Consider the following 24,619-nt stretch of genomic DNA (forward strand, 5'->3'; position numbering starts at 1 on the left):
GAGGCTCAGGCAACGATGGCTTCGATGCGCAGTTCGGTGTAATTCTGACGATGGCCCTGACGCTTCTGGTAGTGCTTGCGACGGCGCATCTTGAAGATCTTCACCTTGTCGTGACGACCCTGGGCGATAACGGTAGCCTTGACGGAAGCCCCGCTCACCAGCGGCGTACCAAATTTGATTTGGTCGCCAGCGCCCACTGCGAGCACCTGGTCCAGCGTGATTTCTGCGCCAATGTCAGCCGGTATCTGTTCTACTTTCAGTTTTTCGCCAGCAGCAACCTTGTATTGCTTGCCGCCGGTTTTTACGACCGCGTACATTGTCGAACCTCTCGATGTTGAGTTGAAACGTTGAATGCTGCCCCGGGAGCCCCGGAACCGGCGCCGTTTCGTGCGCCGCAGACGGTGCGCGTGACAAACACGACCGAAAGAACCGGTGATTATAAACCAGCTGCGGGAAAACTGCAAAGAAAACAATGAGATAGCCTGCCAGCGCACCCCCTGAGGCGATCGCGGCACTTCCAACGCCCGGACGATCAGGTCAGGTCGGCTAGCAGGTACCCGGCCAATGCCGCAAAAGCCACCCACCAGGCGGCGCGACGGACGGGGCGACGGGATACGCGTGACTTGTTCATGGCCGGATTATAGAAGCGTGACCACGCAGAAAATTGCGCCACGGCAACATCCCGTCCTGACAATCCCTTCCAGCTTGCTACCCGCAACAGCCAAACGCACACCCGCATCGCATATAATCCTCGGGTTTTGCGCAACGGTGATTCATCTTGTCCCAGTCTTCCGCTACTGCCCTGCTTGCCCCGGTCGCTGCCGACATGCGCGCCGTTGACGCAGTCATCCGCCGGCGCCTGTCGTCGGAGGTGCCGCTGATCGAACAGATCGGCGAGTACATCATCGGGGCGGGCGGCAAACGTCTGCGCCCCGTCATCCTGCTGCTTTCCGCGCGCGCGTTCGGCTACGAAGGCCATCGCCACCACGAACTGGCCGCGGTAGTCGAGTTCATCCACACCGCCACGCTCCTGCATGACGACGTGGTCGACGAATCGGAACTACGCCGGGGCCGCGATACCGCCAATGCGGTGTTCGGCAACGCCGCCAGCGTCCTGGTGGGCGACTTCCTCTATTCGCGCGCCTTCCAGATGATGGTGGAAGCCGGCAGCATGCGCATCATGGAGATCCTCTCCAACGCCACCAACGTGATCGCCGAAGGCGAAGTGCTGCAACTGCTGAACATGCACGACCCCGAAGTCACGGTGGAGCGCTACCTGCAGGTCATCCGCTACAAGACCGCCAAGCTGTTCGAGGCATCGGCCCAACTGGGCGCGGTGCTCGCCGGCGCGGACGCGGAGATGGAAGAAGCCGCAGCGGAGTACGGCCGCCGGATCGGCACCGCGTTCCAGCTGATCGACGACATGCTCGACTACACGGCCAGCGCCGAGCAGATGGGCAAGAACGCGGGCGACGACCTGCGCGAAGGCAAGCCGACGCTGCCGCTGCTGCACCTGCTCGAACATGGCACGGCCCAGCAGCGCGAACTGGCGCGCGACGCCATCGTGCAAGGCGGCACCGAGCATTTCGATGCCGTGTTCTCGGCGATCCACGCCAGCGGCGCGCTCGATGTGACGTTCGCAGCCGCCCAGCGTGAAGCAGAGGCCGCGGAGAAGGCCGCCATGCAGTTCCCGGACTCGCCGCTCAAGCAGACGCTGATCGATCTGTGCGCGTTCTCGCTGCAACGGCAAAGCTAAGAGTGGCGCAAAGGCAAAGCTGAGGGCGGCGCAAATCTTCTCGCCCCCTCTTCCCATCCGAAAGAAACGCTGCTAAACTTTTGTTCTTTGCTGCTGACAACGCAAGTTGCTGCGGCAAACCAGAAATCGGGGTGTAGCTTAGCCTGGTAGAGCGCTACGTTCGGGACGTAGAGGCCGGAGGTTCGAATCCTCTCACCCCGACCAAAAAACACACCAAAAAGCCCAAGTGAATCAAGCACTTGGGCTTTTTTCTTTGAATCGTCATGAATGTCGTTTCAAAGCAAATTTCCGGACTCAGTGTCCCAAATTTGTCCCAAGACTTGAATGGGCATGAATGCAACCACTGGTGGCGCGCAGATTAGGCCTTTGACAGGCTCTGCATGGATCTGTACTGTTACGAACAGCCATGCATCTCGCACCGTTCACCCCAATTCCCAAACAGCTTCTCACGAAATACCGAGAGGCTGGGATGCGTGCGGCTGTTCGCTGCTGCGCGATCATGGGCATCCTGATGGTGCTCATGTTTTTGGCGCCTTCGATTTTTTCCGGCATCACTGGCGGACTGGTGAATCACGCGCTGGCCTTGGCCGTGACCATGTGCATCGTGGGCATTCTGGCTTCCATCTACTTCATCTGGTCGCCAGCACATGACGAGTTGGTTCGTCGAAAGAACGAGCCGTACCACGAAGGTGCCCGCGTTCGGTGGAATGCACTGGCCCGCCGCTTCTTCTCGGTCTCACCTCTCCGGGCGACGCCGCCGCCCCGAGCCGTCCATCGCTGAATTTGCGTCGCAGCGCTCGAAAGCGCTGTTAAGGCGACCGTGTCGCCCAACGCTTCGCGATGGTGAAGAAAATGACCAAACGTCCGGCCACCCAGAGCGGTGGCATCCCTCGATGCATTCGAATTGAAGAACTCTCCGCACTGATCGGCAAGACGGCAACCACGATCAGGACATGCGCGACCAACAAGAAGTACCAGCACCTGATCCCCGCACCGTTCAAGATGCCGCACAGTCGGCGCTTGTGCTGGTGGGAGCACGAAGTGCTGGCCTGGATCGAATCCAATCGTCCCGCTGAGCCTCCACCTTCGAGGCGCCCACGTGGTCGCCCCACCAAAGTCGAGCAGCTTGCTCGCGAGCGGTGGGCTCAAACCTCGGCAGCCCGTGCCCCTGAAGAAGGGAGGGGCCAATGACCGATTCGAAGCTGATCGACGCCAATGTCATCATCAGCTCTGATGCCCCCGGGGGCGATGAGCTGATGTTCTGTCACTCCATCCTGACCCAGATCGGTTTGCCGCGTAGCGAGGTCAAGGACAGAGAGTTCCGGCACAGTTTTGGCGCAGCGTGGCTGAGTGTTCAGGCAGGCTTTCTGGATGAGGGGACAGGGCCAGTTTCGCAACCCGTGCCGTACGGCGCCACGGCGAGGCTGGCCTTGACTTGCATTTCGACGCTTGCCCTGCGTTACAAAACACGCGAAATTGACATTGGGCGAAGCGCCGCCGAGTTCTTGCACATGCTCGGCTACGACCTTCAGGGGCACCGTTACAGGATGCTCCGCAAGCAGATACATGCCCTGGCTGCATGTCGTTTGCAGCTCGGATTCCAGGGGCGTACGTTCAACAGCCTGCCAGTACAGCAATTTGAAGCGTGGCACCCGCGAACGCTTGGGGCAACGTCTCGTTGGCCAGGGTTGCTAGTGTTGTCTGAGCCCTTCTACGCTGAGCTGCTGGAACACGGTGTCCCGCTGGATGGCCGTGCCCTCGCCGCGCTGAAGGGCTCGGCTCTGGCCTTGGACATCTACACCTGGCTGGCTTACCGACTGCACCGCATCCAAGGTGGCCCCGTCGCTATCCCGTGGGCCGCGCTGATGGGACAGTTTGCCCATCAGCCTCAAGGGCTGCATGCCAAGGAGACCTTCCGACGAGGGTTCCTGCATGGCCTTCACAAGGTTCAGATGGTCTACCCAAAGGCGAAGGTCGAGCCTTTCGACGGCGGCCTGGCACTGCACGCCTCACCGCCCCCTGTCGCCAAGCTGAAGGGAGGCTCGAATGAGTGACCTCATCGAAGACTTGAAGGCCAAGCTGCTGCATTCCACCGAGTTGATTCAACAGATCGCCTCGGAGCGCAATCGCAGAACCGGTCGCTCACCAAACACCGAACACGACTACCTGCGGCTCGCCCAGACCTTGCTGACGCGTGCCAAAACGGCCGATGGTGGGCTGATCGGTGCCGTGTCGGACACCCGACGCCCAACCACATTCCAGAAGCGCATCGCCGCACTGCGTTTCACCTTGCAGTCGAGGCAGCTGGAACTGCTGGACAGCATCGTGGAGCCGGTGACACCAGAGCTGGCTCAGAAGTGGCTGCGCTTGCTCGACGAGCAGATTGACCACATCCAAGCGGTGATTGAACTCAGGCGGCAGGGTCTGGTGGGCCAGAGGGCGCGGCGCCGCAGCAAACGAGTTGCCCTGGGCGGACTGCCCCCAGACTGGCGGGAGCAGTTGTGTCATCGAGGCAGCACAGGCCGGTACGCCGACGCCTTGTTGCTGGCAGCCTTGAGCGGGTGTCGCCCGTCCGAGTTGGAGAGGGGGATTGAGGTCTCGCGAGTGGTCAGCCCAGTGACTGGGCAATCACTGATCGAGATCGTGATCGACGGGACCAAAGTCAAGAAGATGCAAGGACAGCCCATCCGCCGTATCCGATATGCCGAAGACGATGAACACCCTCTGGTGCTCATGCTCAAGGGGGTGTTGAGCAACTCTCAGCAAACGCCCATGGTCGTCCAGATCGACCACGCGGGCAACTTCTCTGTGGAGGTGCGCCGATTGGCCGCCAGCCTTTGGCCCGCACACCCGCAGGCGATCACGGCGTACTGCCTGCGACACCAGTGGGCGGCGGATGTCAAGCGGGTTGGTGACGCTGGTGCGGTCAGTCGCGGGCTTGGCCACCTGTCTGCCAAGACTCAAAAGCTTTACGGCACGGCATCACAGGGCAGACGGGGGTATCTGTTGCAGCCAGTGAGCATCGAGGTTGAGCGCCCTGTGAAAGACGCAGCAGCCCCGGCTGCCCTGAACAAGCCAGACGAACCTGGGCCAGTGAGCTGACGGTGATAGCCGAATGGGGTAATCAATCAGAAATTGGGGTAAATCGGCTTCGATATACCCTTATTTGCATTAGCATTACCCCATTCTTGCCTACTCGGAAGCCGCTGCATGCAATCACTCTCGCCAGACTACCTCGCCAAGCTGCGCTTCGACGCTCAGCAACTGGCGACGCTGCGCGCCTTGGGTGAATACAGGGGTAAGCAGCAGCTTTTCGTGGCGCAGTCGCCTGAGGTCTTGAGTGACCTGCGGCAGGTTGCTGTGGTTGAGTCCACCGAGTCGTCCAACCGGCTGGAAGGCGTGGTCGTCGCGGCCCATCGGCTCAAGTCTCTGGTGCTGAAAAATGCCACGCCGCAGAGCAGGTCCGAGCAAGAAGTGGCAGGGTATCGCGATGCCCTGGGCCTGATTCATGAAAGCGGCGACCAGATGCCGTTTTCAGAGGGCACCGTGCTGCAACTCCATGGCGTGTTGTACCGCTACATGCCTCAGCCTGGCGGGCATTGGAAGGCGACGAACAACGACATCATTGAGCGCCATCCTGACGGCAGTTCAAGGGTGCGTTTCCGTCCTGTTGCTGCGTACCTGACACCCATGGCGATGGCTGACATGATCAGTCGCTACCGCACTGCGCTGGATCAGCACCTGGCCGATCCGTTGGTCTTGGTGCCGCTGGCCATCCTCGACTTCCTGTGCATTCACCCATTCCCGGATGGCAATGGCCGCATGGCACGCCTGTTGACCCTGCAATTGCTCTATCACTTTGACTATGCAGTGGGCCGCTTCATCAGCTTGGAGCGCATCTTCGAGGAGTCAAAGGAAAGCTACTACGAAACGCTGGAAGCCAGTTCTCAAGGCTGGCACGAAGCGGCTCACAACATCGCCCCGTGGCTCGACTATTTCTGGGGGGCTCTGCTGCGCGCTTACAAAGAATTCGAGGAGCGCGTGGGCACCATTGAGCGCGGAAGGGGCGCCAAGGGGGATCGCGTTCGCGCAGAAATTCTCAAGCGCCAGTTGCCGTTCTCCATTTCGGAGATCGAAGAAGCCTGCCCCGGCGTCAGCCGCGACATGGTGCGAGTAATCCTGCGGGCCATGAAGGTTGAGGGATTAATTGCCCCAACGGGAAAGGGACGCGGCGCGAAATGGTCGCTGATCAAGGCGGAGGGTAAAGCCTGATGCAACAGACGCTGACGCCGTATCAAAGCATGTACTACGCCTGGCTGCTGACCCGACGCGCGGCGGGCGACTCTGTCGAGTCGCTGGCCTCCACCTTGGTGGACTCGCAAGTTGACCTCAACCCCCATCAGGTTGAGGCGGCCTTGTTCGCGTGTGCAAATCCACTATCGCGCGGCGTCATCCTGGCTGATGAAGTGGGTCTCGGCAAAACCATCGAGGCAGGGCTGGTGATCTCCCAGCGCTGGGCTGAGCGCCGCCGTCGCATCCTGATCATCGTGCCCGCCAACCTGCGTAAGCAATGGCATCAGGAATTGCAAGACAAGTTCAACTTGCAGGGTGTTCTGCTAGAAGCCAAGAGCTACAACTCCCTTCGCAAGCAAGACCGCCGCAACCCGTTCCAAGGCGCAACAGGCCCCGTCATCTGCTCGTACCAGTTCGCCAAGGCCAAGGCCTATGACATCAAGACCGTCGAGTGGGATCTGGTGGTCCTGGACGAAGCCCACCGCCTGCGCAATGTCTACAAGACCAGCAACGTCATCGCCAAGACGCTGAAGGAGGCGCTGGCGCACGTTCACTCGAAGGTGCTGCTGACCGCCACACCTCTGCAGAACTCGCTGCTGGAGCTTTACGGCCTTGTCAGCATGATCGACGACCGTGTGTTCGGCGACATCGACAGCTTCCGCTCGCAGTTCACCGCTCAACCCCGTGAGCAGGCTTTCGCTGTGCTGCGCTCCAGGCTTGCGACCGTGTGCAAGCGAACGCTGCGCAGGCAAGTCCAGCAGTACGTGCCATATACGGCGAGGCGAGCCATGGTGGAGGAGTTCACCCCCTCGACTGAAGAGCGCGAACTCTCAAACTTGGTGGCCGACTACCTTCGCCGGCCCAACCTCAAAGCCCTGCCAGAGGGCCAGCGGCAGCTTATCTCGCTCGTACTGTGGAAGCTGCTGGCGTCGTCCACACACGCAATTGCTGGCGCCCTGGAAACCATGGCCAAGCGCCTGGAAGGCGAGCTCGAAGCATCGCCCGATGTCCCCGATCTGGCTGAGGTACTCGACGACGATTACGAGTCACTCGACGAAACCGCAGACGAGTGGGATGGCAGCGCTGCGACTACAGACGCATCGCCCGCGGCCCAGCGCGACGCTGTTGCACAGGAGATCGCCGAGCTACGGCACTTCAAGGCCCTGGCAACCAACATCCGCGAGAACGCCAAGGGCACCGCGCTGCTGACCTCCCTGGACAAGGCATTCGCCGAACTTGAGCGGTTGGGAGCCGCCAAGAAGGCCATCATCTTCACCGAGTCCAAGCGCACTCAGGAGTACCTACTCTCGCTCCTAGAGAAGACGCAGTACGGCGAAGGCATCGTGCTCTTCAACGGTACGAACAGCGACGCCCGAGCCCAGGCTGTCTACGCGGACTGGATCAAGCGCCACCAGGACACCGACAAGATCACCGGCTCGCGCACGGCCGACACGCGCGCGGCCCTGGTAGAGCACTTCAAAGAGCGCGGCACGGTGATGATTGCCACCGAGGCAGGCGCTGAAGGCATCAACCTCCAGTTCTGCTCGCTGGTGATCAACTTCGACCTGCCATGGAACCCGCAACGGATCGAGCAGCGTATCGGTCGCTGCCATCGTTACGGACAGAAGTTTGACGTTGTGGTGGTCAACTTCGTTGACCGCAGCAATGAAGCCGACGCCCGCGTCTACGAGCTGCTGGACCAAAAGTTCCAACTCTTCGAAGGCGTGTTTGGTGCCAGCGACGAGGTGCTGGGCGCCATCGGCTCCGGCGTGGACTTCGAGCGGCGTATCGCGGACATCTATCAAAACTGCCGTGACCCAGATGCGATCAAGGCCAGCTTCGAGCAGTTGCAGCGGGACCTGTCCGGCGAGATCAACGAGGCCATGGTCAAGACCCGGCAAATCCTGCTTGAGAACTTTGACGAAGAAGTCCAGGACAAACTGCGCGTGCGTGCTGCTGATAGCCGTGCGGCACGCAGCAAATACGAAAACATGCTGCTCGAACTCACGCGAGCGGAGCTTGGCGAGTGCGCTTCTTTCGATGACGACGGCTTCGTCCTGCGACAGCTGCCGGCCGACACCCTGAATGCCGTTGAACTCGGTCGCTATGAGTTGCCCCGCCGCTCTGGCGACTCACATCTCTATCGCATCGGTCATCCGCTTGCCGAGTGGGTGACAGAGAAGGCGAAAGGCCGCGTACTCGCGGGCTCGCGCCTCGTGTTCGACTACGACGCGCACGGCATCCAAGTCAGCACCCTGAAGCCCTATCGTGGCAAGACCGGCTGGCTGACCTTGAAGCTTGTGTCTGTTGAAGCCCTCGGAAACGCAGAACAGCGTCTGGTGGTGGCAGCTATCACCTCAGACGGACAGCCCCTTGCGGAGGACGACCCCGAAAAGCTCCTGCGCTTGCCCGCGCGAACGCTACCTGCCGACCAGATTGGCCCGGATGTCGCCAAACTTCGCGAAGACGTAGCGACTCGGATGTCTGCCGTGCTCCGCGAGATCAACCAGCGCAACTTGGGCTACTTCGAGCAGGAAGTCCAGAAGCTCGATGCGTGGGCAGATGACTTGAAGCTGGGCATTGAGCAGGAGATCAAAGAGATCGACCGCCAGATCAAGGAAGTACGTCGCACAGCAGCCAGCGCCCCCACGCTGGAGGAGAAGCTCTCATGGCAGAAGCAACAAAGGGAACTTGAGACCAAGCGCACCAAGCTGCGGCGCGAGCTTTTCAACCGCCAAGATGCGATTGAGGCTGAGCGCAACGAGCTGATTAATGAGTTGGAATTAAAGTTGCAGCAGGAGGTGCAAGAGCAAACCCTGTTCACCGTTGAATGGGAGCTGTTGTAATGCCTGACAGCAAATTAATCCAAGAACTAACCTGTTCCAGAGAATGCTTCATGCAGAAATCTAAGAGGTGCGAAAATGGCAAACGCTAAATTGCTCCGCCAGTTGATCAAATCAGGAGCGCAAGGCGACTCTGCGAGTTTTCGTGCCGCGTCCGAAGCAGTCATCAAAGAAGAGCGCGAAAAAAACCACCACCTACTAGCTAACGACCTTGAGCGCCTGCTTTATGGCGATCAAGCAAGGGCCCCGAATTCCGTTCGGAAGCTACACGTGGTCAGCGCTCTCCCGACCAACAAAGACAATGGCTTGGCGCTGCTCGAAGAGCGTCCAGTGGTTCGAGAGGAGAAGGATATTATCCTCTCGGATTCAGCCCAATCAGTGCTTGATGAAATTCTGATGGAGCACAATCGGGCCGATGTATTACGTTCATACGGGATGCAGCCCGCACAAAAACTCTTGTTCTGCGGGCCTCCCGGCTGCGGCAAGACATTGGTAGCGGAGGTGATCGCGAACAGTTTGTCTTTGCCGCTTATCTTGGTTCGACTCGACTCTGTCATTTCCTCGTTCTTGGGCGAAACGGCAGCCAATTTGCGCAAAGTATTCGACTACATCGCATCGCAACCAGTAGTGGCGCTTTTCGACGAATTTGATGCATTGACGAAAGATCGTGGGGACAGCGCCGATCATGGCGAGCTAAAGCGGTCGGTCAACGCCGTATTGCAGATGATGGATGGTTACCGTGGGGAGAGTATTCTCATCGCGACAACCAACTACGAAACATTACTGGATAAGGCTGTCTGGCGGCGTTTCGATGAGATCGTTCGCCTAGAAATGCCGAATTTGGAACAGATCAAGCGTCTTTTGGCATTGAAGCTATCTGGTATTCGCCGGAACTTCGAGCCCGATGACGGCCAGATCGCATCTCTATTCAAGGGAATGTCTCACGCCGACATAGAGCGTGTACTGCGCCGGGCTGTTAAGGAAATGATTCTGTCCGGTCGGGAGTTCCTGGAAAAGAGCCACATTGACACTGCGCTGGCTCGCGAATATCGCCATAAAAACTAAGAACGGAGATGGGAGGCATGGCATATGAACACCTGCGTCTGGGGCGCGAGGCACCACTGACTGAACGACATCCGAGGCGTCATCCGGGTATTCGTCCACCTACCGACCCGAGGGCTCACGGGGCCACATTGGCACAACGCCTCGGCGTAGCGCGGCAACGAGCCGAAGCAGAAGATGTGGGCGGATTCGATGATCGGAAACTTCTCAAGATTCGGCTGCGCGCGGGGGATAAGGCCGTACCAGCCTTTGACGCGATTCCTGGCGTAGAGATCGTCAGCCAGGAAGATGAGGCCATCGTACTTGCTTTTGCTACCGATCAAGGATTGAGTGAGTTTGAGAGCCGCCTTGCCACACTGGTGCGCGATGGCGTAGTGACACGTAAGGAACTGCTGTTTGTCATTGAGGACTTCGATCACTGGACGCCTCAAGACCGCACAGGCCCGGCTTTACGCGACGGTGGACTCCCTGCTGTTGAGCCCTTTGTGCTTGACGCTGAACTCTGGCCCCAAGAGCGACAGGACAAACGTCAAGCTCTTTTGCGTTCGTTCCTTGACTGGTCGCGAGATCAGGGTATCCAGCGCCTTGATGACATTAGCCAGCCTTCACTGGTCATGGTGCGCGTGCGCTGCAATCGGGCGCAGGCTGAGCAACTCCTCCGTCACAGGGATGTGCGCACTATCGATTTGCCACCTCGATTAGGTGTGTCTGTTGCGCTGCTTCACACCGATATCAACCAATTCCCGCAGATCGATCCACCTGACGATGACGCTCCGGCTATTGCGGTTCTCGACTCGGGGTTGACCCCTGGGCACGCTTTGCTCGGTGCGTCAGTTGGCGATGCGCAAGGCTACCTCGCGCCACATCGCAGCCCAGACGACGAGGCACCTCACTGGCATGGAACATTCGTGAGCGGATTGGCCTTGTATGGTGACATACACGCTTGCATGCAGCAAGGCCAATTTGTCCCGCAACTCCGTCTGTTTTCCGGAAAGGTGTTCGAGGACGATGGGCAGGATCAAACAGAGTTTGTCGAAAAGGCTGTTGAAGAGGCCGTTCGCGACTTGCATGCGGGGTACGGCTGTCGGGTATTCAATTTCAGCTATGGCGACCTCAACAAGATATACGACGGTCGTCATTTGCGGGGTCTCGCCTACACGTTGGACCGCCTGACGCGCGAGCTTGGAGTCTTATTCGTGGTGCCGACAGGTAATCTTTTGTTTGCCGATCTTCCTGCCAACGCCCGCGAGGATTACCCCAACTACTTGCTTGGTGATATTGCACGATTGGTGGACCCGGCCACCGCGCTCAATGCCTTGACTGTCGGCGGCCTGAGCATGAACGAAGCCACACGTGATGCGCAGCGTTACCCGAATGCGATTGAAGATCATCCGCTGGCGCGGGCCGGGCAACCCTTCCCACTCACGCGTAGTGGATTGTCGATCAATGGTGCAATCAAACCAGATGTAGTCGAGCATGCTGGCAATGTCGCATTGGCACGCACCGGTGGCCGACCGCGTCACTCGGGCTTAGGAGTCATCTCGCTGAACGGGGGCTTTGGTGCAGGCCCGGCCTTCAAAGAAGATATTGGCACCAGTTATGCCGCTCCTCAGATCGCTCACAAGGCTGCGAAGCTGCTGGCAGAGATACCTGACGCCACACCAAATCTGCTGCGTTCGCTAATCGGTGCGCACGCCCAATGGCCGCAGCCTTGTGTCGAATTGCTCAACGCCACCAGCAACACGGAAGGGCGCGACAAGCTCTTGCGCCTGGTTGGATACGGCCGCGTGGATGACACCGCACTATTTCGCTCGCTGGATCAGACCGTCACCTTGCTGGCAGAAGAGGAAATCGGCAACGACCAACACCACTTCTTCGAATTGCCTCTACCAGACGGTTTTTGGAGTGGCCGCCGTCGCACTCGCGAGATCAGCATCGCGCTTGCATACAGTCCTGCCGTCAGAACAACCCGCCTTGACTATCGTCGAGCCAAGTTGTGGTTCACCCTGGTAACTGCGTCCAGTTTGGATGAGGTTACGCAAGCCTTCCGGCGTAACCGCGTAGAAGGCATGGGCGAGCGCAGCAACGGGCGCTGGCTCCCCAACGATACCCGCAAAGCCGGAACACTCCAGGTCTCGCGCTGGACCTTTAAACAGGCACTGGCGAATGGGGACAAGGTGTTTGTAGTGGTGACTCGCCAAGACTCACCTTGGTCAGACGACCGAGATGGCAATGAGCCTTACGCCCTGACTGCCGTACTCGCCGATCGTGAAAACGCTGAGGCCCAACTCTATGCCCAAGTGCGTGCGGCGCTTGAGGCTCGTGTCCAAGAACGCGCTCGGGCTCGGGTTGGAGGGCGTGGCTGATGGCAGCGCTCGAACCGCAGTACATGACCATCCTCAAGAAGGCGCTGGCGGAGCGTTTCGTGCCTTCGTTGCCGCCATTGCTGGACACCACCAAGCCTGCGGCAGAGCAACAGGCCAAGCAGCTTTCTCGGGCTTTCAGCGCCTTCGTGCTGCACAAGCTGCTCGACATCACGCCGCAGGCCGCTGCCGCATCCGTGGTGGATGACTTCAACGACAAGGGCATCGATGCGATCCACTACGACGCAACAACCGAAACGCTGTATCTGTTGCAGACGAAGCTGAAGGAGTCGGAACAGTTCAAGCAGGAAGATGCTCTGCCGTTCTGCGAGGGCATCCGCCTGCTGCTGAAGCAGGACTTCGCCGCCTTCAACGCGAATGTGCAGGCCCGCCAGGCTGACATCGAAAGTGCACTCGACTCATGCAGTCACATTAAGTTGGTTGTGCCTTACACAGGCGATGGCATCTCAAAGACGGCCAGCGATGCTTTGCAAGCGCTGCTCGACGACGAAGACTTGGACGAAGAGCGGTTGGTCAAGCAAGTGGCGTACTACACAGCGACCGAGATCACCCGCGACCTACTGGCGGAGCAAGCTTATGCACAGGTGCACGCCGAAATCGCCTTGCAGAAGCACGAAAAGGTCGAACATCCACGAAGCACGTATTACGGCGTCGCGCGCTTGGGCGACTTGGTGACGCTCCATCAGACACATGGCAAAGCCCTGTACGAAAGGAACATCCGGTACTTTCTCGGTAGCAGCAAGTCCGATGTCAACAAGGCCATCAAGACCACCCTACACGACGCTCCGGGCGACTTTTTCTATCTCAACAATGGCGTCACTGCCGTCTGTGACCTGATTGAGCCGAAGGCTACCAAGAATGGTGCCAAGAAATTCAAGGTTCGCGGACTGTCCATCATCAACGGCGCGCAGACCGTGGCGTCGGCCGCCGAATTCGTGCGCCAGTATCCGGGGAGGAGCATCGACGACGCCAAGGTGATGCTTACCCTGATCAAGGCACCTGCGGACGGGCCATTCGGCAAGCGGGTGACCAAAGCCCGCAACCACCAGAACCCTGTCCAGACCGCCAACTTTGCGTCGCTCGACGAAAAACAAGAGCGGCTGCGGCAGGAAATTGCCCACCTGAGATTCGAGTATCACTACCGCCCCGAGGCGCTGGCGACCGGCCCCACGGCGATCACGCTGGATGAGGCGCTGAGAGCCCTGGCCTCACAGCAACACGATCCTCGATACGCTGTGTGGCTCAAGAGCGAACCAGCGAGGCTGGCTAACCCTGACTCCGCCGAGTACCAAGCACTCTTCGCCAACACGCTAACGGGCGCGGCACTGGTCAATGCCGTCTTGTGCCACCGCGCCATCCGCGCCTTGGTTGTTGATTACGAGCTGCGAGCGCCGGCACGCAGCCAAGAACGCTTGATCTACCGCCACGGCATTCATGTCATCACAGCGGTCATGATGAAGCGCCTGCGCAATCGAATAGGCGCGGCAGCTGTTGTCGACGTGGCGGAAATAGATGCACTACTCAGCCAGGCAGACACGCTCGACCAATTACGACAACACGCGTTCAGCTTGGGGCAACAGCGCCTGACCTTTGAGGGGCCACTGGCCTACTTCCGCAACCAGAGCAATGTGACTGCGTTCCTGGCGGATCTGATGGAGACGCACTTCGCGCTGACCGCCGACCCGGCGATAGCCCCGTTGCGCAATATTCAGACTGCTGCGGACGTCTATCCACGCAAGCGCCTGTTTGACTACTTGTCGAGCCGTGCGCCGCAACTATGAGTGCCGCTATGAGCAAGCAAAAACTAGAACTTACTTGGATCGGGAAAGAAAAGCGCCCTAAGCTGGAGCCGCGCATCCTGCTAGAAGACCCTGGCAAGTCATACCACGCCAAGTATCGTGTGACGGGGAACGACATCTTCGATAACCGGTTGATCTTCGGGGATAACCTGCTCGCATTGAAGGCACTTGAGCATGAGTTCACCGGTCGGGTCAGGTGTATCTACATCGACCCGCCCTACAACACCGGTTCCGCCTTTGCTCAGTATGAGGATGGCCTTGAGCACTCGATCTGGTTGGGGCTGATTCGTGAGCGTTTGGTCCTTCTACGCAATCTGCTGGCGGCAGATGGTAGTTGCTGGATTCAGCTGGACGACAACGAGGCTCAATACTGCAAGGTGCTCGCAGATGAAATCTTTGGCCGCGACAACTTCATCGCCAATGTGGTCTGGAATAAGTCCTACGCGGTACGAAGCAACGCACAGTTCTTCTCATCCGCACATGAGCACATTCTGGTTTACGCAAAGGATCGCACGCAGCTTCGGCTGAATCAATTTGGTCGATCTGCGAAGCAGACCGAGCGATACAGCAATCCCGACGATGATCCGAGAGGACCTTGGCAGTCCGTCACGATGACAATTAGTCTCGTCGGTGGAGCACGCGGTAGACAGTACGCAAAAACCGGGGTTTCTGAGAACATCTTTGAGGTGACCTCGCCGAGCGGGAAGGTGTTTCTTCCTCCTCCGAATCGTTGCTGGAGTCGCAATCCAAGTGGCTTCAAGAAGTTGGATGCTGATGGTCGCGTCTACTGGGGACCAAGTGGAGAGAACGCCCCACGGCTCAAGATGTATCTGAGTGAAGCAGGTGAGGGTGTCATGCCCACCACGCTCTGGGCTGATGGCGCAGAGTTTGGACACAACCAAGATGGCATTCGAGAATTGCGAGCCCTCGATATCGGTGACTTCCCAACACCCAAGCCGGAAAAGCTGATTTCGCAAGTCATCTCGCTGGCGAGCGACCCCGGCGACTTAGTGCTCGACTCCTTTGCCGGTTCTGGAACAACTGGCGCCGTTGCCCACAAGATGGGGCGCCGATGGATCATGGTCGAACTGGGTGAGCATTGCCAGACTCACATCATTCCGCGCCTTCGAAAGGTCATTGATGGGGAGGATGGCGGCGGCGTTACCGAAAGCTCAGGGTGGGAAGGTGGCGGCGGGTTCCGTTACTACCGCCTCGCCCCCAGCTTGATCGTCAACGACCGCTGGGGCAATCCGGTCATCAACCCCGAGTACAACGCCGCGCAATTGGCGGAAGCCCTCTCCAAGCTGGAAGGGTTCACCTATGCCCCATCGGAGGTGCAGTGGTGGCAGCACGGCCATTCCAGCGAGCGGGACTTCATCTACGTCACCACCCAAAACCTATCCGCAGATCAACTTCAGGCACTGTCGGATGAAGTTGGTAGCGACCAGAGCCTGCTCGTCTGCTGCGCAGCCTTCCATGGCGTCACCGCAGCCAAAGCATCCGAGCGCTGGCCGAACCTGACGCTGAAGAAGATTCCGAAGATGGTGCTGGCCCGCTGTGAGTGGGGCCACGACGACTACAGCCTCAACGTCGCCAACCTTCCGATGGCGGAGAAGACAGAGCCGGTTGAAGAGACCGTGTCTACAGCGGGCGCTGCCACACGCAAAACCAAGAAATCCGCCGCCACGAACGCGGGGCAAGGCGGTCTGTTCGGGGAGAACGAAGAATGAATGCACGCGTCCAGAACGCCGTCACCGGCCGACTGTCTCTGCGCCCGCCGCAAGCGGAGTCTCTTGCGAAGCTCGTGCGCGCCATCGAGGCCGCACCGGAGCTGCTCGGCCACGACCAAGATGTGGCGGCCATCCTTGCCACGCTGAAGGCGGAATTCCCGACGCTGGAGGACTTTGAACGCGAGTTCCCCTCGCTGTGCTTCTCGCTGGCCACCGGCGTGGGCAAGACACGGCTGATGGGCGCGTTCATTGCCTACTTGCACCTGGCGCATGGCATCAACAACTTCTTCGTGCTGGCGCCGAACCTGACGATCTACAACAAGCTGATCGCCGACTTCACGCGTAACACGCCCAAGTACGTGTTCAAGGGAATCGCCGAGTTCGCTCAGCAGCCGCCCTTGATCATCACGGGCGACAACTACGACCAGACCGGTGCGGTGGTTCAGGACCAGACGATGGGTTTTGCGCACGACGTGCGCATCAACATCTTCAACATCTCCAAGATCAACTCGGAGGTGCGTGGCGGCAAGGAGCCACGCATCAAGCGCATGCGCGAGGTGCTGGGAGACAGCTACTTCAACTACCTGGCCAGTCTGGACGACCTGGTGCTGTTGATGGACGAGTCGCACCGCTACAGGGCCAGTGCCGGCGTGCGGTCCATCAACGAACTGAAGCCCTTGTTTGGCCTTGAGGTGACGGCCACCCCATTTGTGGAATCCACGCGTGGCCCTGTGCCTTTTAAAAACGTGGTGATGGACTATCCGCTGGCGCGGGCGATGGAAGACGGCTTCGTCAAAGAGCCTGCCGCTGTGACCCAGCGCAATTTCGACGCCAAGGCGCACTCGGCCGAAGAGATCGAAAAGATCAAGCTGGAAGATGGCGTTCGCCTGCATGAGACTACCAAGGTCGAGCTGCTGACCTATGCCCGAGAGAACGGCGTGAAGGTGGTCAAGCCCTTCATGCTCGTGATCGCACGGGACACCACGCATGCCTCGCAGCTGAAGACGCTGATTGAGTCATCGGCCTTCTATGAAGGGCGCTATGCGGACAAGGTGATTCAGGTGGACTCCAGCCGCACCGGGGCCGAAGAGGAGGAAATGATCTCCAAGCTCCTGGCTGTGGAGAGCGTGGACGAACCCACTGAGATCGTCATCCACGTCAACATGCTCAAAGAGGGCTGGGACGTGACGAACCTCTACACCATCGTGCCCCTGCGTGCAGCCAACGCGCGCACGCTGATCGAGCAATCCATCGGTCGCGGCTTGCGCCTGCCCTATGGCAAGCGCACGGGTGTTGCTGCGGTGGACCGCTTGAACATCGTGGCCCACGACAAGTTTCAAGAGATCATCGACGAGGCGAATCGAGGCGACTCGCCGATCCGGCTGAAGCAGGTGATCCTGGAGGCACCAAGCGCTGACGACAAGAAGGTGAGCGTGCAGGTCAGCTCAGGCGCCATGGCCCGCCTGGGTCTTGCGGAGCCCCCGCCCGTGGCCACCAGTGCTGTCAGCACGGGGACGGCACCGGCGGCCGCGCCTGCGCCCGTGTTCACCACAGAGCGCGAGCGCCAAGCCGCTCGCGTGGTGATGGATGTGATCGGCAAGTACGAGGTGAAGCGTGACCTCGTGCCGACGAGCAGTGCCCTGCTCACCCCGGAGGTGCAATCGGCCATCCTGGCTGAAGTGACAGAGCGACTGAAGCCTGCTCAGGGGGAGTTGCTGGCTGAAGTGGACGATGCCGCACCGGCTCTTGATTTGTCGGCTGTCGTGTCCAAGACCACGGAGATCGTGGTTCAGCAAACCATCGACATTCCGCGAATAGCAGTGGTGCCTACCGGGGAGGTCACCACCGGCTTCCACCCGTTCAAGCTGGGTTCACTGCCCAACTTTCAGCCGGGGCAACGGGAGATCGTCGGCCAAGAGCTGCGCACGAACCATCAGTTCACCATGAGCCGTGAAGCGGGCATCAGGGAGCAGCGCTTCGAGGACTACATCGTCAAGAAGCTGATCGACTACGACGACATCGACTACTTCACACAGGCCGAGTTGCTCTACGACTTGGCCGGTCAGGCGGTAGCCCACTACCAAGCGCAGAACTACTCGGAAAACGAGCTGCATGAAGTGTTCCACACCTATGGTGCAGAGCTCGCCCGTCTGATCCGGGCCGAGATGCTGGCCCACTTCTGGGAACAAGCCACCGACTACGAGGTGCAGGTCAGCCGAGGTTTCACAGAACTCAAACCGTGCAACTACACGGCGGTGGCCGGGCAGACGGCACACAACTACCGTGAAACGGTGACCGAGCTGAGCAAGATCAAACAGATGTTGTTCGGCGGTTTTTCGCGCTGCCTCTACCCACTGCAGAAGTTTGACTCGGACACCGAGCGGCGCTTCGCGGTCATCCTGGAACGCGATGCTTTGAAGTGGTTCAAGCCCGCCAAAGGGCAGTTCCAGATTTACTACAAGCTGGGCAGTGAGCAGCCGGAATACATCCCCGACTTCGTGGCGGAGACCGACTCGATGATCCTCATGGTGGAGACCAAGAAGCGGGACGACTTGAGCTCGGACGAGGTGAAGTCAAAGGCCGCTGCCGCTGTTCGCTGGTGCTCGCACGCATCAGCTCATGCGGCCACGGTAGGCAGCAAGCCGTGGCGCTACCTGCTGGTGCCGCACGATGAAATCAAGGAGTCGGACCGACTGACCGCCTTCCTGCGATTCGAGCAAAAGGCTTGAGGGAGATACAGAACCTACGAGCAGGCGCCGCGAAAAAAGAACCCCTCAGCTGCGCACTCGCTCGACAGCGAGGACACCGAGAGGGGCCGTGTTGCATGCGATTGTGAGGGGCCGACAGCACACGGTCAATACAGGCCGTGATGCGGTGGCGCCGTGAATCGGCATCGCAATCGTCCAAGCCATTGCTTTGACGCATCGGGATGACGAAGGGAGAAAAATGACAGAACAGACCAGCAACCAATCGTCCGGTACAACGTGGTTCGTCGGAGCCAGCTTCGGTCACACCGATGACCAGAGCGCCCGCTTCCTCGAAGAAGGCATCTGGGAGATCAGCAGCCCCAGCCAGAAGGAGCAGGCGCTGGTTCGCTCCATGCGGCCTGGTGAGCGCATTGCCATCAAGGCCGCGTATGTGCGCAAGCACGGCCTGCCGTTCGACAACCGTCAGCAGACGGTGTCTGTCATGGGCATCAAGGCCATCGGTGTCATCACCGAGAACCCACAGGACGGTGAGCGCGTCAAAGTGCAGTGGCAGCCCGCCGATGGCGTGCGCGAGTGGTACTTCTACACCTACCGCCCCACCATCTGGCGCGTTGTGCCCGGCGAATGGAATGCGGATGCACTGATCGAGTTCGCATTCAATGGCAAGCCCCAAGACATCGAGCGATTCCGCAACGCGCCGTACTGGAAGGACCGCTTCGGCACCCTGTTTCAGTGGGCGGACTTCTACGAGGCCATCGCAGAAAAGCTGCTGGCGTACGCAAGCGACCGAGTGCCGCTCATTCAAGGCATCCACCAGATTGCTCAGCGTGTGCAGGGCCTGGGCTATCTGCAGGACAAATTCCCAGATGGAAGCAGCGGCCCGCTGCAGGACATCTGCCCGTTCACAGTCATGGGCACGTTCAACCGGGGCATGACGGACGCTAACCGCAAGCTGATTGCTGCAGAGCTGGCGAAGCTGCTTGGCGTCACCGTGCCTGTGCCCGCGACGTTCGAAGGCATCCCCGTGCTCAATAACCAGCGCTCCTGGTTCTTCCGCTACGCGGACAAGCGAGGGGCGGGAGACATTGATGCGCTTTGGCGCGTCTTTGCCGCAGCGCAGGCGCTGGTTGAAGACGACGGGCCGGGCACCCGCGACGAGTTCATCGAGGCCTATGACGGCGCCACCCATGTCTGGGGTGTGGCGTGGAATCTGTCCACTGGCTTGTATTGGACTGCCCCCTGGGAGTTTCCGACGCTGGACAGCCAGTCGCGGCACTACATCCAGAAGCGCCTGGGCGTTCCGATCACCACCCCAGCGCCGCAAGCGCCATGTGATGCGGCCACGTATTTGCAACTTGCCGACGACCTGCGGACGCGGTTCGCGGAGGACGACTACCCGGTGCACAGCTTCCCGGAGTTGTCGCTGGCATCGTGGCAGTTCAAGGATGCGACGCCCGCGCCTCAAGAGGACGACGTCACGCCGGACATGCCACGCGAAGACGCAGGCGAAGAACGTGCAGCCGAAGTCGTCCAGTCTCAGGCCCCCATCGTTCCCTACTCGCTCGCCGACATCACGCGTGACGGCTGCTTCATGTCGGAGCCAGAGCTTGAGCAGCTACTGGACCGGCTGCGCACCAAAAAGAATCTGATCCTGCAAGGGCCACCCGGCACAGGCAAGACATGGCTGGCCAAGCGATTGGCCTTCGCCTTGATGGGCCAGAAGGACGAAAGCAAGGTCAGAGCCGTCCAGTTCCACCCGAATCTTTCGTATGAGGACTTCGTGCGCGGCTGGCGGCCTACTGGTGAAGGCAAGCTGACGCTTGCCGATGGCGTCTTCATGGAGGCGATCAAGGCTGCGAAGAAGGAGCCTGCAGCCAAGTTCGTGGTCGTCATCGAGGAGATCAACCGAGGCAATCCGGCCCAGGTGTTCGGTGAGTTGCTGACGCTGCTGGAGGCAGGCAAGCGCACCCCCAGCGAGGCGTTGGAGCTGTGCTACCCGGATGCTGACGGCGTACGGCGGCCGGTCCACATCCCCGAGAACCTTCATGTGATCGGCACCATGAACATCGCGGATCGGTCGTTGGCGCTGGTTGATCTGGCGTTGCGGCGCCGCTTTGCGTTTGTTGGTCTTGAGCCCCGCCTCGGCCCAGCATGGCGGAACTGGGTGGTTTCAGCCTGCGGTGTGGATGAAGCACTGGCGTCAGACATCGAGCGACGCATGGCCGAGCTGAACGAGCAGATTGCAGTGGATGCACGCCTGGGCAAGCAGTTCCGAATCGGTCACAGCTATGTCACGCCCGTGCATCGGCTGGATGCGGGCAGCACCCGGCGATGGTTCCAGCAAGTCGTGGACACAGAGATCGGCCCCCTGCTGGAAGAGTATTGGTTTGACTCCCCTGAGGAGGCACGTCAGGCCACCGCACGGTTGCTGCAGGGCTGGTGATGGGTCTCATCGCGCCACCGACTTCCACCGAATCAGGGGTCACGCCCGGATTCGTGGGGCGCATTCCAGTCCGGAACCTGTGGCTGTTGATGCTGTATGCGTCGGACCTGTTTCGGACTGGCGGCACCGCCCATGTGGCGGTCGAAGATCGTCTGGTGGCGCGCGATATCGCCGATCGATCGAATGGTGGTGTTGCCCGTCTTTCGGGCGCGCTCGGCGATCGCATCGGTGACGGCGAGGATCTCTGCGGCCTGCTCATCAAGAAGCAGGTGATAGTCCCTGAAGTAGGGTCCGGAGACGTGCCAGTGGAAATTTTTTGTCTTCAGGTAAATCGCGTAGCTGTTCGCCAGAATGATCTTCAGAGCGTCGGCGACAGTCATCGCCGCGCATTCGTCAAGATCAGAAGGTGTCGGAAGGGCGGAGGCATTGTTGTTCGTCATCGCTTAGACTTTCTCAATCTGGCTACACGGGATCCAGCACCGATTCCCCCACGGATGGCGATGTATAGAAGATGAATTTGTTGACGCCGACCGAAAACTGAGCCACTTTTTTGGGTGATGCCGATCCAAAACTGAGCCAGGTGTTTTACCTACCCTGCTGCTTTTTGCGGCAGTGGGAAGAAGAAGGTGATCACCATGGACATGATTGGCAAGATTCGGCGGATGCATCGCCGAGACAAGAAGACGAAGCGGGAGATATCGAGGGCCACGGGCCTGTCGAGGAACACGGTGGCCAAGTGGCTGGATGAGGCGCAGCCGGTCGAGCCCAAGTACCGCCGTGAGGCGGCGAAGGCCACCAAGCTGTCGGCGTACGAGGCCGAACTCATGCAAGCCTTGAAGGCCGATGCCAAGCGGCCCAAGAAGGAGCGGCGCACGGCCAAGGCCTTGTTCGCGCAGATCAAGGCAGCGGGCTACGAGGGCGGCTACACACGGGTAACGGACTTCATCCGCAAGTGGCGCCAAGGTGAAGGCCAACAGGCGAGCACCAAAGCCTTTGTGCCATTGACCTTCGAGCTGGGCGAGGCCTTCCAGTTCGACTGGAGCGAAGACGGCTTGCTGGTGGGCGGGGTGTACTACCGCATGCAGGTCTCGCACATGAAGCTGTGCGCCAGCGGGGCGTTCTGGCTGGTGGCCTACCCCAGCCAGGGCCACGAGATGCTGTTCGATGCGCACACACGCAGCTTCGCGGCTCTGGGCGGTGTGGCGCGCCGTGGCATCTACGACAACATGAAGACGGCAGTGGACAAGGTCAAGAAGGGCAAGGGACGAGTCGTCAACGCGCGCTTTGCGGCCATGTGCGCGCACTACCTGTTCGACCCTGACTTTTGCAACCGTGCCAGCGGCTGGGAGAAGGGTCGAGTGGAGAAGGAGGTACAAGACAGCCGCCGTCGGATCTGGGTGGAGGCGGGGCAGCGGCGCTTTGGCAGCTTTGCCGAGCTCAACGCGTGGCTGGGCGAGCGCTGCCGGGCCCTGTGGCAGGAGCTGCGCCACCCCCAGCACAAAGCGTTCAGCATCGCCGAGATGCTGGAGCTGGAGCAAAGCCACCTGATGCCCATGCCGGTGGTCTTTGATGGCTATGTTGAGAACCCGGCGAAGGTGAGCAGCACCTGCCTGGTGACGGTGGCGCGCAACCGCTACTCGGTGCCCTGCGAATGGGCAGGCCACATGGTCAGCACGCGTCTGTACCCGGCGCAGATCGTGGTGGTGGCGGGAGACACGGTGGTGGCCACGCACGAGCGCCTGAGTGATCGCAACCAGACCCGCTACGACTGGCAGCATTACGTGCCGCTGATCGAGCGCAAGCCGGGCGCGCTGCGCAACGGCGCGCCGTTTGCGGACCTGCCCGGGCCACTGCAACGCATGCGCCAGGCCTTGCTGCACCATGATGGCGGCGACAAGGTGATGGCGCAGGTGTTGGCCGAGGTGCCCAAGCAAGGGCTGGATGCGGTGCTGGTGGCCGTGGAGCTTGCTCTGGAGAGCGCACCGCCATCGGGGCGGGTGAGCACCGAGCACGTCATCAACGTGCTGGCGCGCCTGCAAGCGCAGCCGATACCGCAGACAGTGGAGACCACGCTGCAAGTGAGCCAGACACCCTTGGCCGACACGGCGCGCTACGACAGCCTGCGCGCTGGCAGCGACATGCAGGAGGCCGATCATGCGTGAGCTGGACAAGGAGCTCAAAGAGCTTCGCCTGTACGGCATGGCCGGGGCCTGGGAAGACCTGGTCAAGCAAGGCGGCCAAGCCACACTGGAGAGCTCGCGCTGGCTGCTGGAGCACCTGCTGCAAGCGGAAGTCACGGACAGGGCCATGCGCTCGGTGAGCTACCAAATGCACACGGCCAAGTTCCCCGTGCACCGCGACCTGGCGGGCTTCGACTTCGAATGCTCGCCGGTGGACAGAAAGCTCATCGAACAACTGGCCAGCATGGCGTTCACCGAGCAGGCGCACAACGTGGTGCTGGTCGGTGGCCCCGGCACGGGCAAGACGCATCTGGCCACGGCCATCGGCGTGGCAGGCATCACGCGCCACAGCTCAAGAGTGCGGTTTTACTCCACGGTGGACTTGGTCAACGCACTGGAGCAGGAGAAGGCCCAAGGCAAGCCAGGCCGCATCGCAGCGAGCTTGCAGCGCATGGACCTGGTCATCCTCGATGAGCTGGGCTACCTGCCCTTCAGCCAGGCGGGTGGCGCCTTGCTGTTCCACCTGCTGAGCAAGCTCTACGAGCAGACCAGCGTGATGATCACCACCAACCTGGACTTCAAGGAATGGTCCAGCGTGTTCGGCGACGCGAAGATGACCACGGCGCTGCTGGACCGGCTCACGCACCATTGCCACATCGTCGAGACGGGCAACGAGTCCCACCGCTTCATGCACAGCACGGCCGTGGCCAAGAAGCGCATCAAGGCACGCGAACAGGCCCAGAAGGCTGAGCCGTTCTGAGTCCAGGTGAGCGGTTCAAGGGCAAGCCGCTACGGGCTTCGCCCTGCGCGGCTTGCCCTCAACGACGACCACCGAGGCCGTTCACCAAGGAGACCCAAACCAACTCAAGGCACTACACTTATCCACAGCCAGCCTTCACCGGTTGGCCAATAGCCCTGGCTCAAAATTCAATCGGCACGGTGGCTCAATTTTGAATCGGCGCCAACACTGGGCTACCTGCCGTTCACGCAGTCGGGCGGTGCGATGCTGTTCCACCTGCTCTCCAAGCTCTACGAGCGAACGAGCGTGGTGATCACCACCAACCTCACCTTCTCGGAATGGAGCAGCGTCTTCGGCGACGCCAAGATGACAACCGCCTTGCTCGACCGCCTCACGCACCACTGCCACATCGTGGAGACAGGCAATGAGAGCTGGCGATTCAAGCACTCCAGTGCCGCTGGCGCGGCACCGTCCAAGCCACGTGCAAAAGCTCAGAAAGGAGATCGAAAAGCAGCAGACCCGATAGACTTATCCACAACCGAGTAGCCAGAACATCCATCAACCCAGTGGCTCAGTATTCGACGTGATCACTGGCTCAGTTGTGCTGATGAATCAACAGGCACGTATCGTGTTTCCTAACAGCGCACCCGTCCTTGATGGACGGCTCCGAAGATACATCTCA

At 60.1% G+C, this 24,619-nt stretch carries 15 protein-coding genes, 1 tRNA gene and 2 pseudogenes; 16 read left to right on the forward strand and 2 right to left on the reverse strand.

Annotated elements, in window-relative coordinates; genetic code table 11:
* Positions 1 to 5 precede the first annotated feature (5 nt).
* Positions 6 to 317 carry a 50S ribosomal protein L21 gene (gene rplU, locus D769_RS16855; protein ID WP_008647259.1) on the reverse strand — a complete coding sequence of 104 codons (312 nt, stop codon included), beginning with the start codon at positions 315 to 317 and terminating at the stop codon, positions 6 to 8.
* Positions 318 to 826: 509 nt separating this feature from the next.
* On the opposite strand from rplU, the gene ispB reads away from it, so the two are divergent.
* From ispB to D769_RS16920, 13 genes are all read left to right on the forward strand, one after another.
* Positions 827 to 1,756: an octaprenyl diphosphate synthase gene (ispB, locus tag D769_RS16860; protein WP_008647261.1), complete on the forward strand. Its 930-nt coding sequence runs from the start codon at positions 827 to 829 to the stop codon at positions 1,754 to 1,756.
* A 127-nt stretch (positions 1,757 to 1,883) separates the two neighbouring features.
* Positions 1,884 to 1,960: transfer RNA gene (locus D769_RS16865), tRNA-Pro, on the forward strand.
* Between the two features lie 202 nt (positions 1,961 to 2,162).
* Positions 2,163 to 2,537 (forward strand): hypothetical protein, encoded by a 375-nt coding sequence (locus D769_RS16870; protein WP_152415014.1) that lies wholly within the window; start codon positions 2,163 to 2,165, stop codon positions 2,535 to 2,537.
* A gap of 406 nt (positions 2,538 to 2,943) precedes the next feature.
* Positions 2,944 to 3,810: a replication protein RepA gene (locus D769_RS16875; protein ID WP_008647265.1), complete on the forward strand. Its 867-nt coding sequence runs from the start codon at positions 2,944 to 2,946 to the stop codon at positions 3,808 to 3,810.
* Positions 3,803 to 4,858 (forward strand): hypothetical protein, encoded by a 1,056-nt coding sequence (locus D769_RS16880; RefSeq protein WP_008647267.1) that lies wholly within the window; start codon positions 3,803 to 3,805, stop codon positions 4,856 to 4,858. Before D769_RS16875 ends, D769_RS16880 begins: the two co-directional genes overlap by 8 nt.
* A 108-nt stretch (positions 4,859 to 4,966) precedes the next feature.
* Positions 4,967 to 6,028: a Fic family protein gene (locus D769_RS16885; RefSeq protein ID WP_008647268.1), complete on the forward strand. Its 1,062-nt coding sequence runs from the start codon at positions 4,967 to 4,969 to the stop codon at positions 6,026 to 6,028.
* Positions 6,028 to 8,895 (forward strand): SNF2-related protein, encoded by a 2,868-nt coding sequence (locus D769_RS16890; RefSeq protein ID WP_008647269.1) that lies wholly within the window; start codon positions 6,028 to 6,030, stop codon positions 8,893 to 8,895. The genes D769_RS16885 and D769_RS16890 overlap by 1 nt, the downstream gene beginning before the upstream one ends.
* 75 nt (positions 8,896 to 8,970) lie before the next feature.
* Positions 8,971 to 9,957, forward strand: a complete 987-nt coding sequence (locus tag D769_RS16895) for an ATP-binding protein (RefSeq protein WP_008647270.1) — start codon at positions 8,971 to 8,973, stop codon at positions 9,955 to 9,957.
* A 17-nt stretch (positions 9,958 to 9,974) separates the two neighbouring features.
* Complete coding sequence (locus D769_RS16900; protein ID WP_081596820.1) at positions 9,975 to 12,320, forward strand: S8 family peptidase; 2,346 nt, start codon at positions 9,975 to 9,977, stop codon at positions 12,318 to 12,320.
* Positions 12,320 to 14,119 carry an AIPR family protein gene (locus tag D769_RS16905; RefSeq protein ID WP_008647275.1) on the forward strand — a complete coding sequence of 600 codons (1,800 nt, stop codon included), beginning with the start codon at positions 12,320 to 12,322 and terminating at the stop codon, positions 14,117 to 14,119. The genes D769_RS16900 and D769_RS16905 overlap by 1 nt, the downstream gene beginning before the upstream one ends.
* An 8-nt stretch (positions 14,120 to 14,127) precedes the next feature.
* A complete protein-coding gene (locus D769_RS16910; protein WP_008647279.1) occupies positions 14,128 to 15,867 on the forward strand; it encodes a site-specific DNA-methyltransferase in 1,740 nt (579 codons plus the stop codon).
* Complete coding sequence (locus tag D769_RS16915; RefSeq protein ID WP_008647281.1) at positions 15,864 to 18,596, forward strand: DEAD/DEAH box helicase family protein; 2,733 nt, start codon at positions 15,864 to 15,866, stop codon at positions 18,594 to 18,596. The genes D769_RS16910 and D769_RS16915 overlap by 4 nt, the downstream gene beginning before the upstream one ends.
* A gap of 217 nt (positions 18,597 to 18,813) precedes the next feature.
* On the forward strand, positions 18,814 to 21,018 hold the full coding sequence (locus tag D769_RS16920) for an AAA family ATPase (protein WP_008647283.1): 2,205 nt from the start codon (positions 18,814 to 18,816) through the stop codon (positions 21,016 to 21,018).
* Positions 21,019 to 21,158: 140 nt separating this feature from the next.
* Here D769_RS16920 and D769_RS16925 read toward each other — a convergent pair.
* Positions 21,159 to 21,458 (reverse strand): annotated as a pseudogene (locus D769_RS16925) (ferritin-like domain-containing protein); the annotation flags it as partial.
* Between the two features lie 195 nt (positions 21,459 to 21,653).
* Between D769_RS16925 and istA the strand changes: the two are divergent.
* The 3 genes and pseudogenes from istA to D769_RS16940 form a co-directional block, all read left to right on the forward strand.
* Positions 21,654 to 23,180 (forward strand): IS21 family transposase, encoded by a 1,527-nt coding sequence (gene istA, locus D769_RS16930; RefSeq protein ID WP_008647287.1) that lies wholly within the window; start codon positions 21,654 to 21,656, stop codon positions 23,178 to 23,180.
* Positions 23,173 to 23,958, forward strand: coding sequence for an IS21-like element helper ATPase IstB (gene istB / locus D769_RS16935; RefSeq protein WP_008647288.1), 786 nt, complete (start codon positions 23,173 to 23,175; stop codon positions 23,956 to 23,958). Before istA ends, istB begins: the two co-directional genes overlap by 8 nt.
* Positions 23,959 to 24,165: 207 nt before the next feature.
* Positions 24,166 to 24,483 (forward strand): annotated as a pseudogene (locus tag D769_RS16940) (ATP-binding protein); the annotation flags it as partial.
* Positions 24,484 to 24,619 lie beyond the last annotated feature (136 nt).

It is taken from the genome of Cupriavidus sp. HMR-1, assembly GCF_000319775.1.
GTDB lineage: Bacteria > Pseudomonadota > Gammaproteobacteria > Burkholderiales > Burkholderiaceae > Cupriavidus > Cupriavidus metallidurans.

What these genes read in the sequence shown, in the direction of transcription:
- D769_RS16880 (WP_008647267.1), top strand. Translation starts at nt 3,803, where the DNA reads ATGAGTGACCTCATCGAAGACTTGAAGGCCAAGCTGCTGCATTCCACC.
- D769_RS16870 (WP_152415014.1), top strand. Translation starts at nt 2,163, where the DNA reads ATGCATCTCGCACCGTTCACCCCAATTCCCAAACAGCTTCTCACGAAA.
- D769_RS16905 (WP_008647275.1), top strand. Translation starts at nt 12,320, where the DNA reads ATGGCAGCGCTCGAACCGCAGTACATGACCATCCTCAAGAAGGCGCTG.
- D769_RS16895 (WP_008647270.1), top strand. Translation starts at nt 8,971, where the DNA reads ATGGCAAACGCTAAATTGCTCCGCCAGTTGATCAAATCAGGAGCGCAA.
- istA (WP_008647287.1), top strand. Translation starts at nt 21,654, where the DNA reads ATGGACATGATTGGCAAGATTCGGCGGATGCATCGCCGAGACAAGAAG.
- D769_RS16915 (WP_008647281.1), top strand. Translation starts at nt 15,864, where the DNA reads ATGAATGCACGCGTCCAGAACGCCGTCACCGGCCGACTGTCTCTGCGC.
- D769_RS16890 (WP_008647269.1), top strand. Translation starts at nt 6,028, where the DNA reads ATGCAACAGACGCTGACGCCGTATCAAAGCATGTACTACGCCTGGCTG.
- ispB (WP_008647261.1), top strand. Translation starts at nt 827, where the DNA reads ATGCGCGCCGTTGACGCAGTCATCCGCCGGCGCCTGTCGTCGGAGGTG.
- rplU (WP_008647259.1), bottom strand. Translation starts at nt 317, where the DNA reads ATGTACGCGGTCGTAAAAACCGGCGGCAAGCAATACAAGGTTGCTGCT.
- D769_RS16920 (WP_008647283.1), top strand. Translation starts at nt 18,814, where the DNA reads ATGACAGAACAGACCAGCAACCAATCGTCCGGTACAACGTGGTTCGTC.
- D769_RS16910 (WP_008647279.1), top strand. Translation starts at nt 14,128, where the DNA reads ATGAGCAAGCAAAAACTAGAACTTACTTGGATCGGGAAAGAAAAGCGC.
- D769_RS16900 (WP_081596820.1), top strand. Translation starts at nt 9,975, where the DNA reads ATGGCATATGAACACCTGCGTCTGGGGCGCGAGGCACCACTGACTGAA.
- D769_RS16875 (WP_008647265.1), top strand. Translation starts at nt 2,944, where the DNA reads ATGACCGATTCGAAGCTGATCGACGCCAATGTCATCATCAGCTCTGAT.
- istB (WP_008647288.1), top strand. Translation starts at nt 23,173, where the DNA reads ATGCGTGAGCTGGACAAGGAGCTCAAAGAGCTTCGCCTGTACGGCATG.
- D769_RS16885 (WP_008647268.1), top strand. Translation starts at nt 4,967, where the DNA reads ATGCAATCACTCTCGCCAGACTACCTCGCCAAGCTGCGCTTCGACGCT.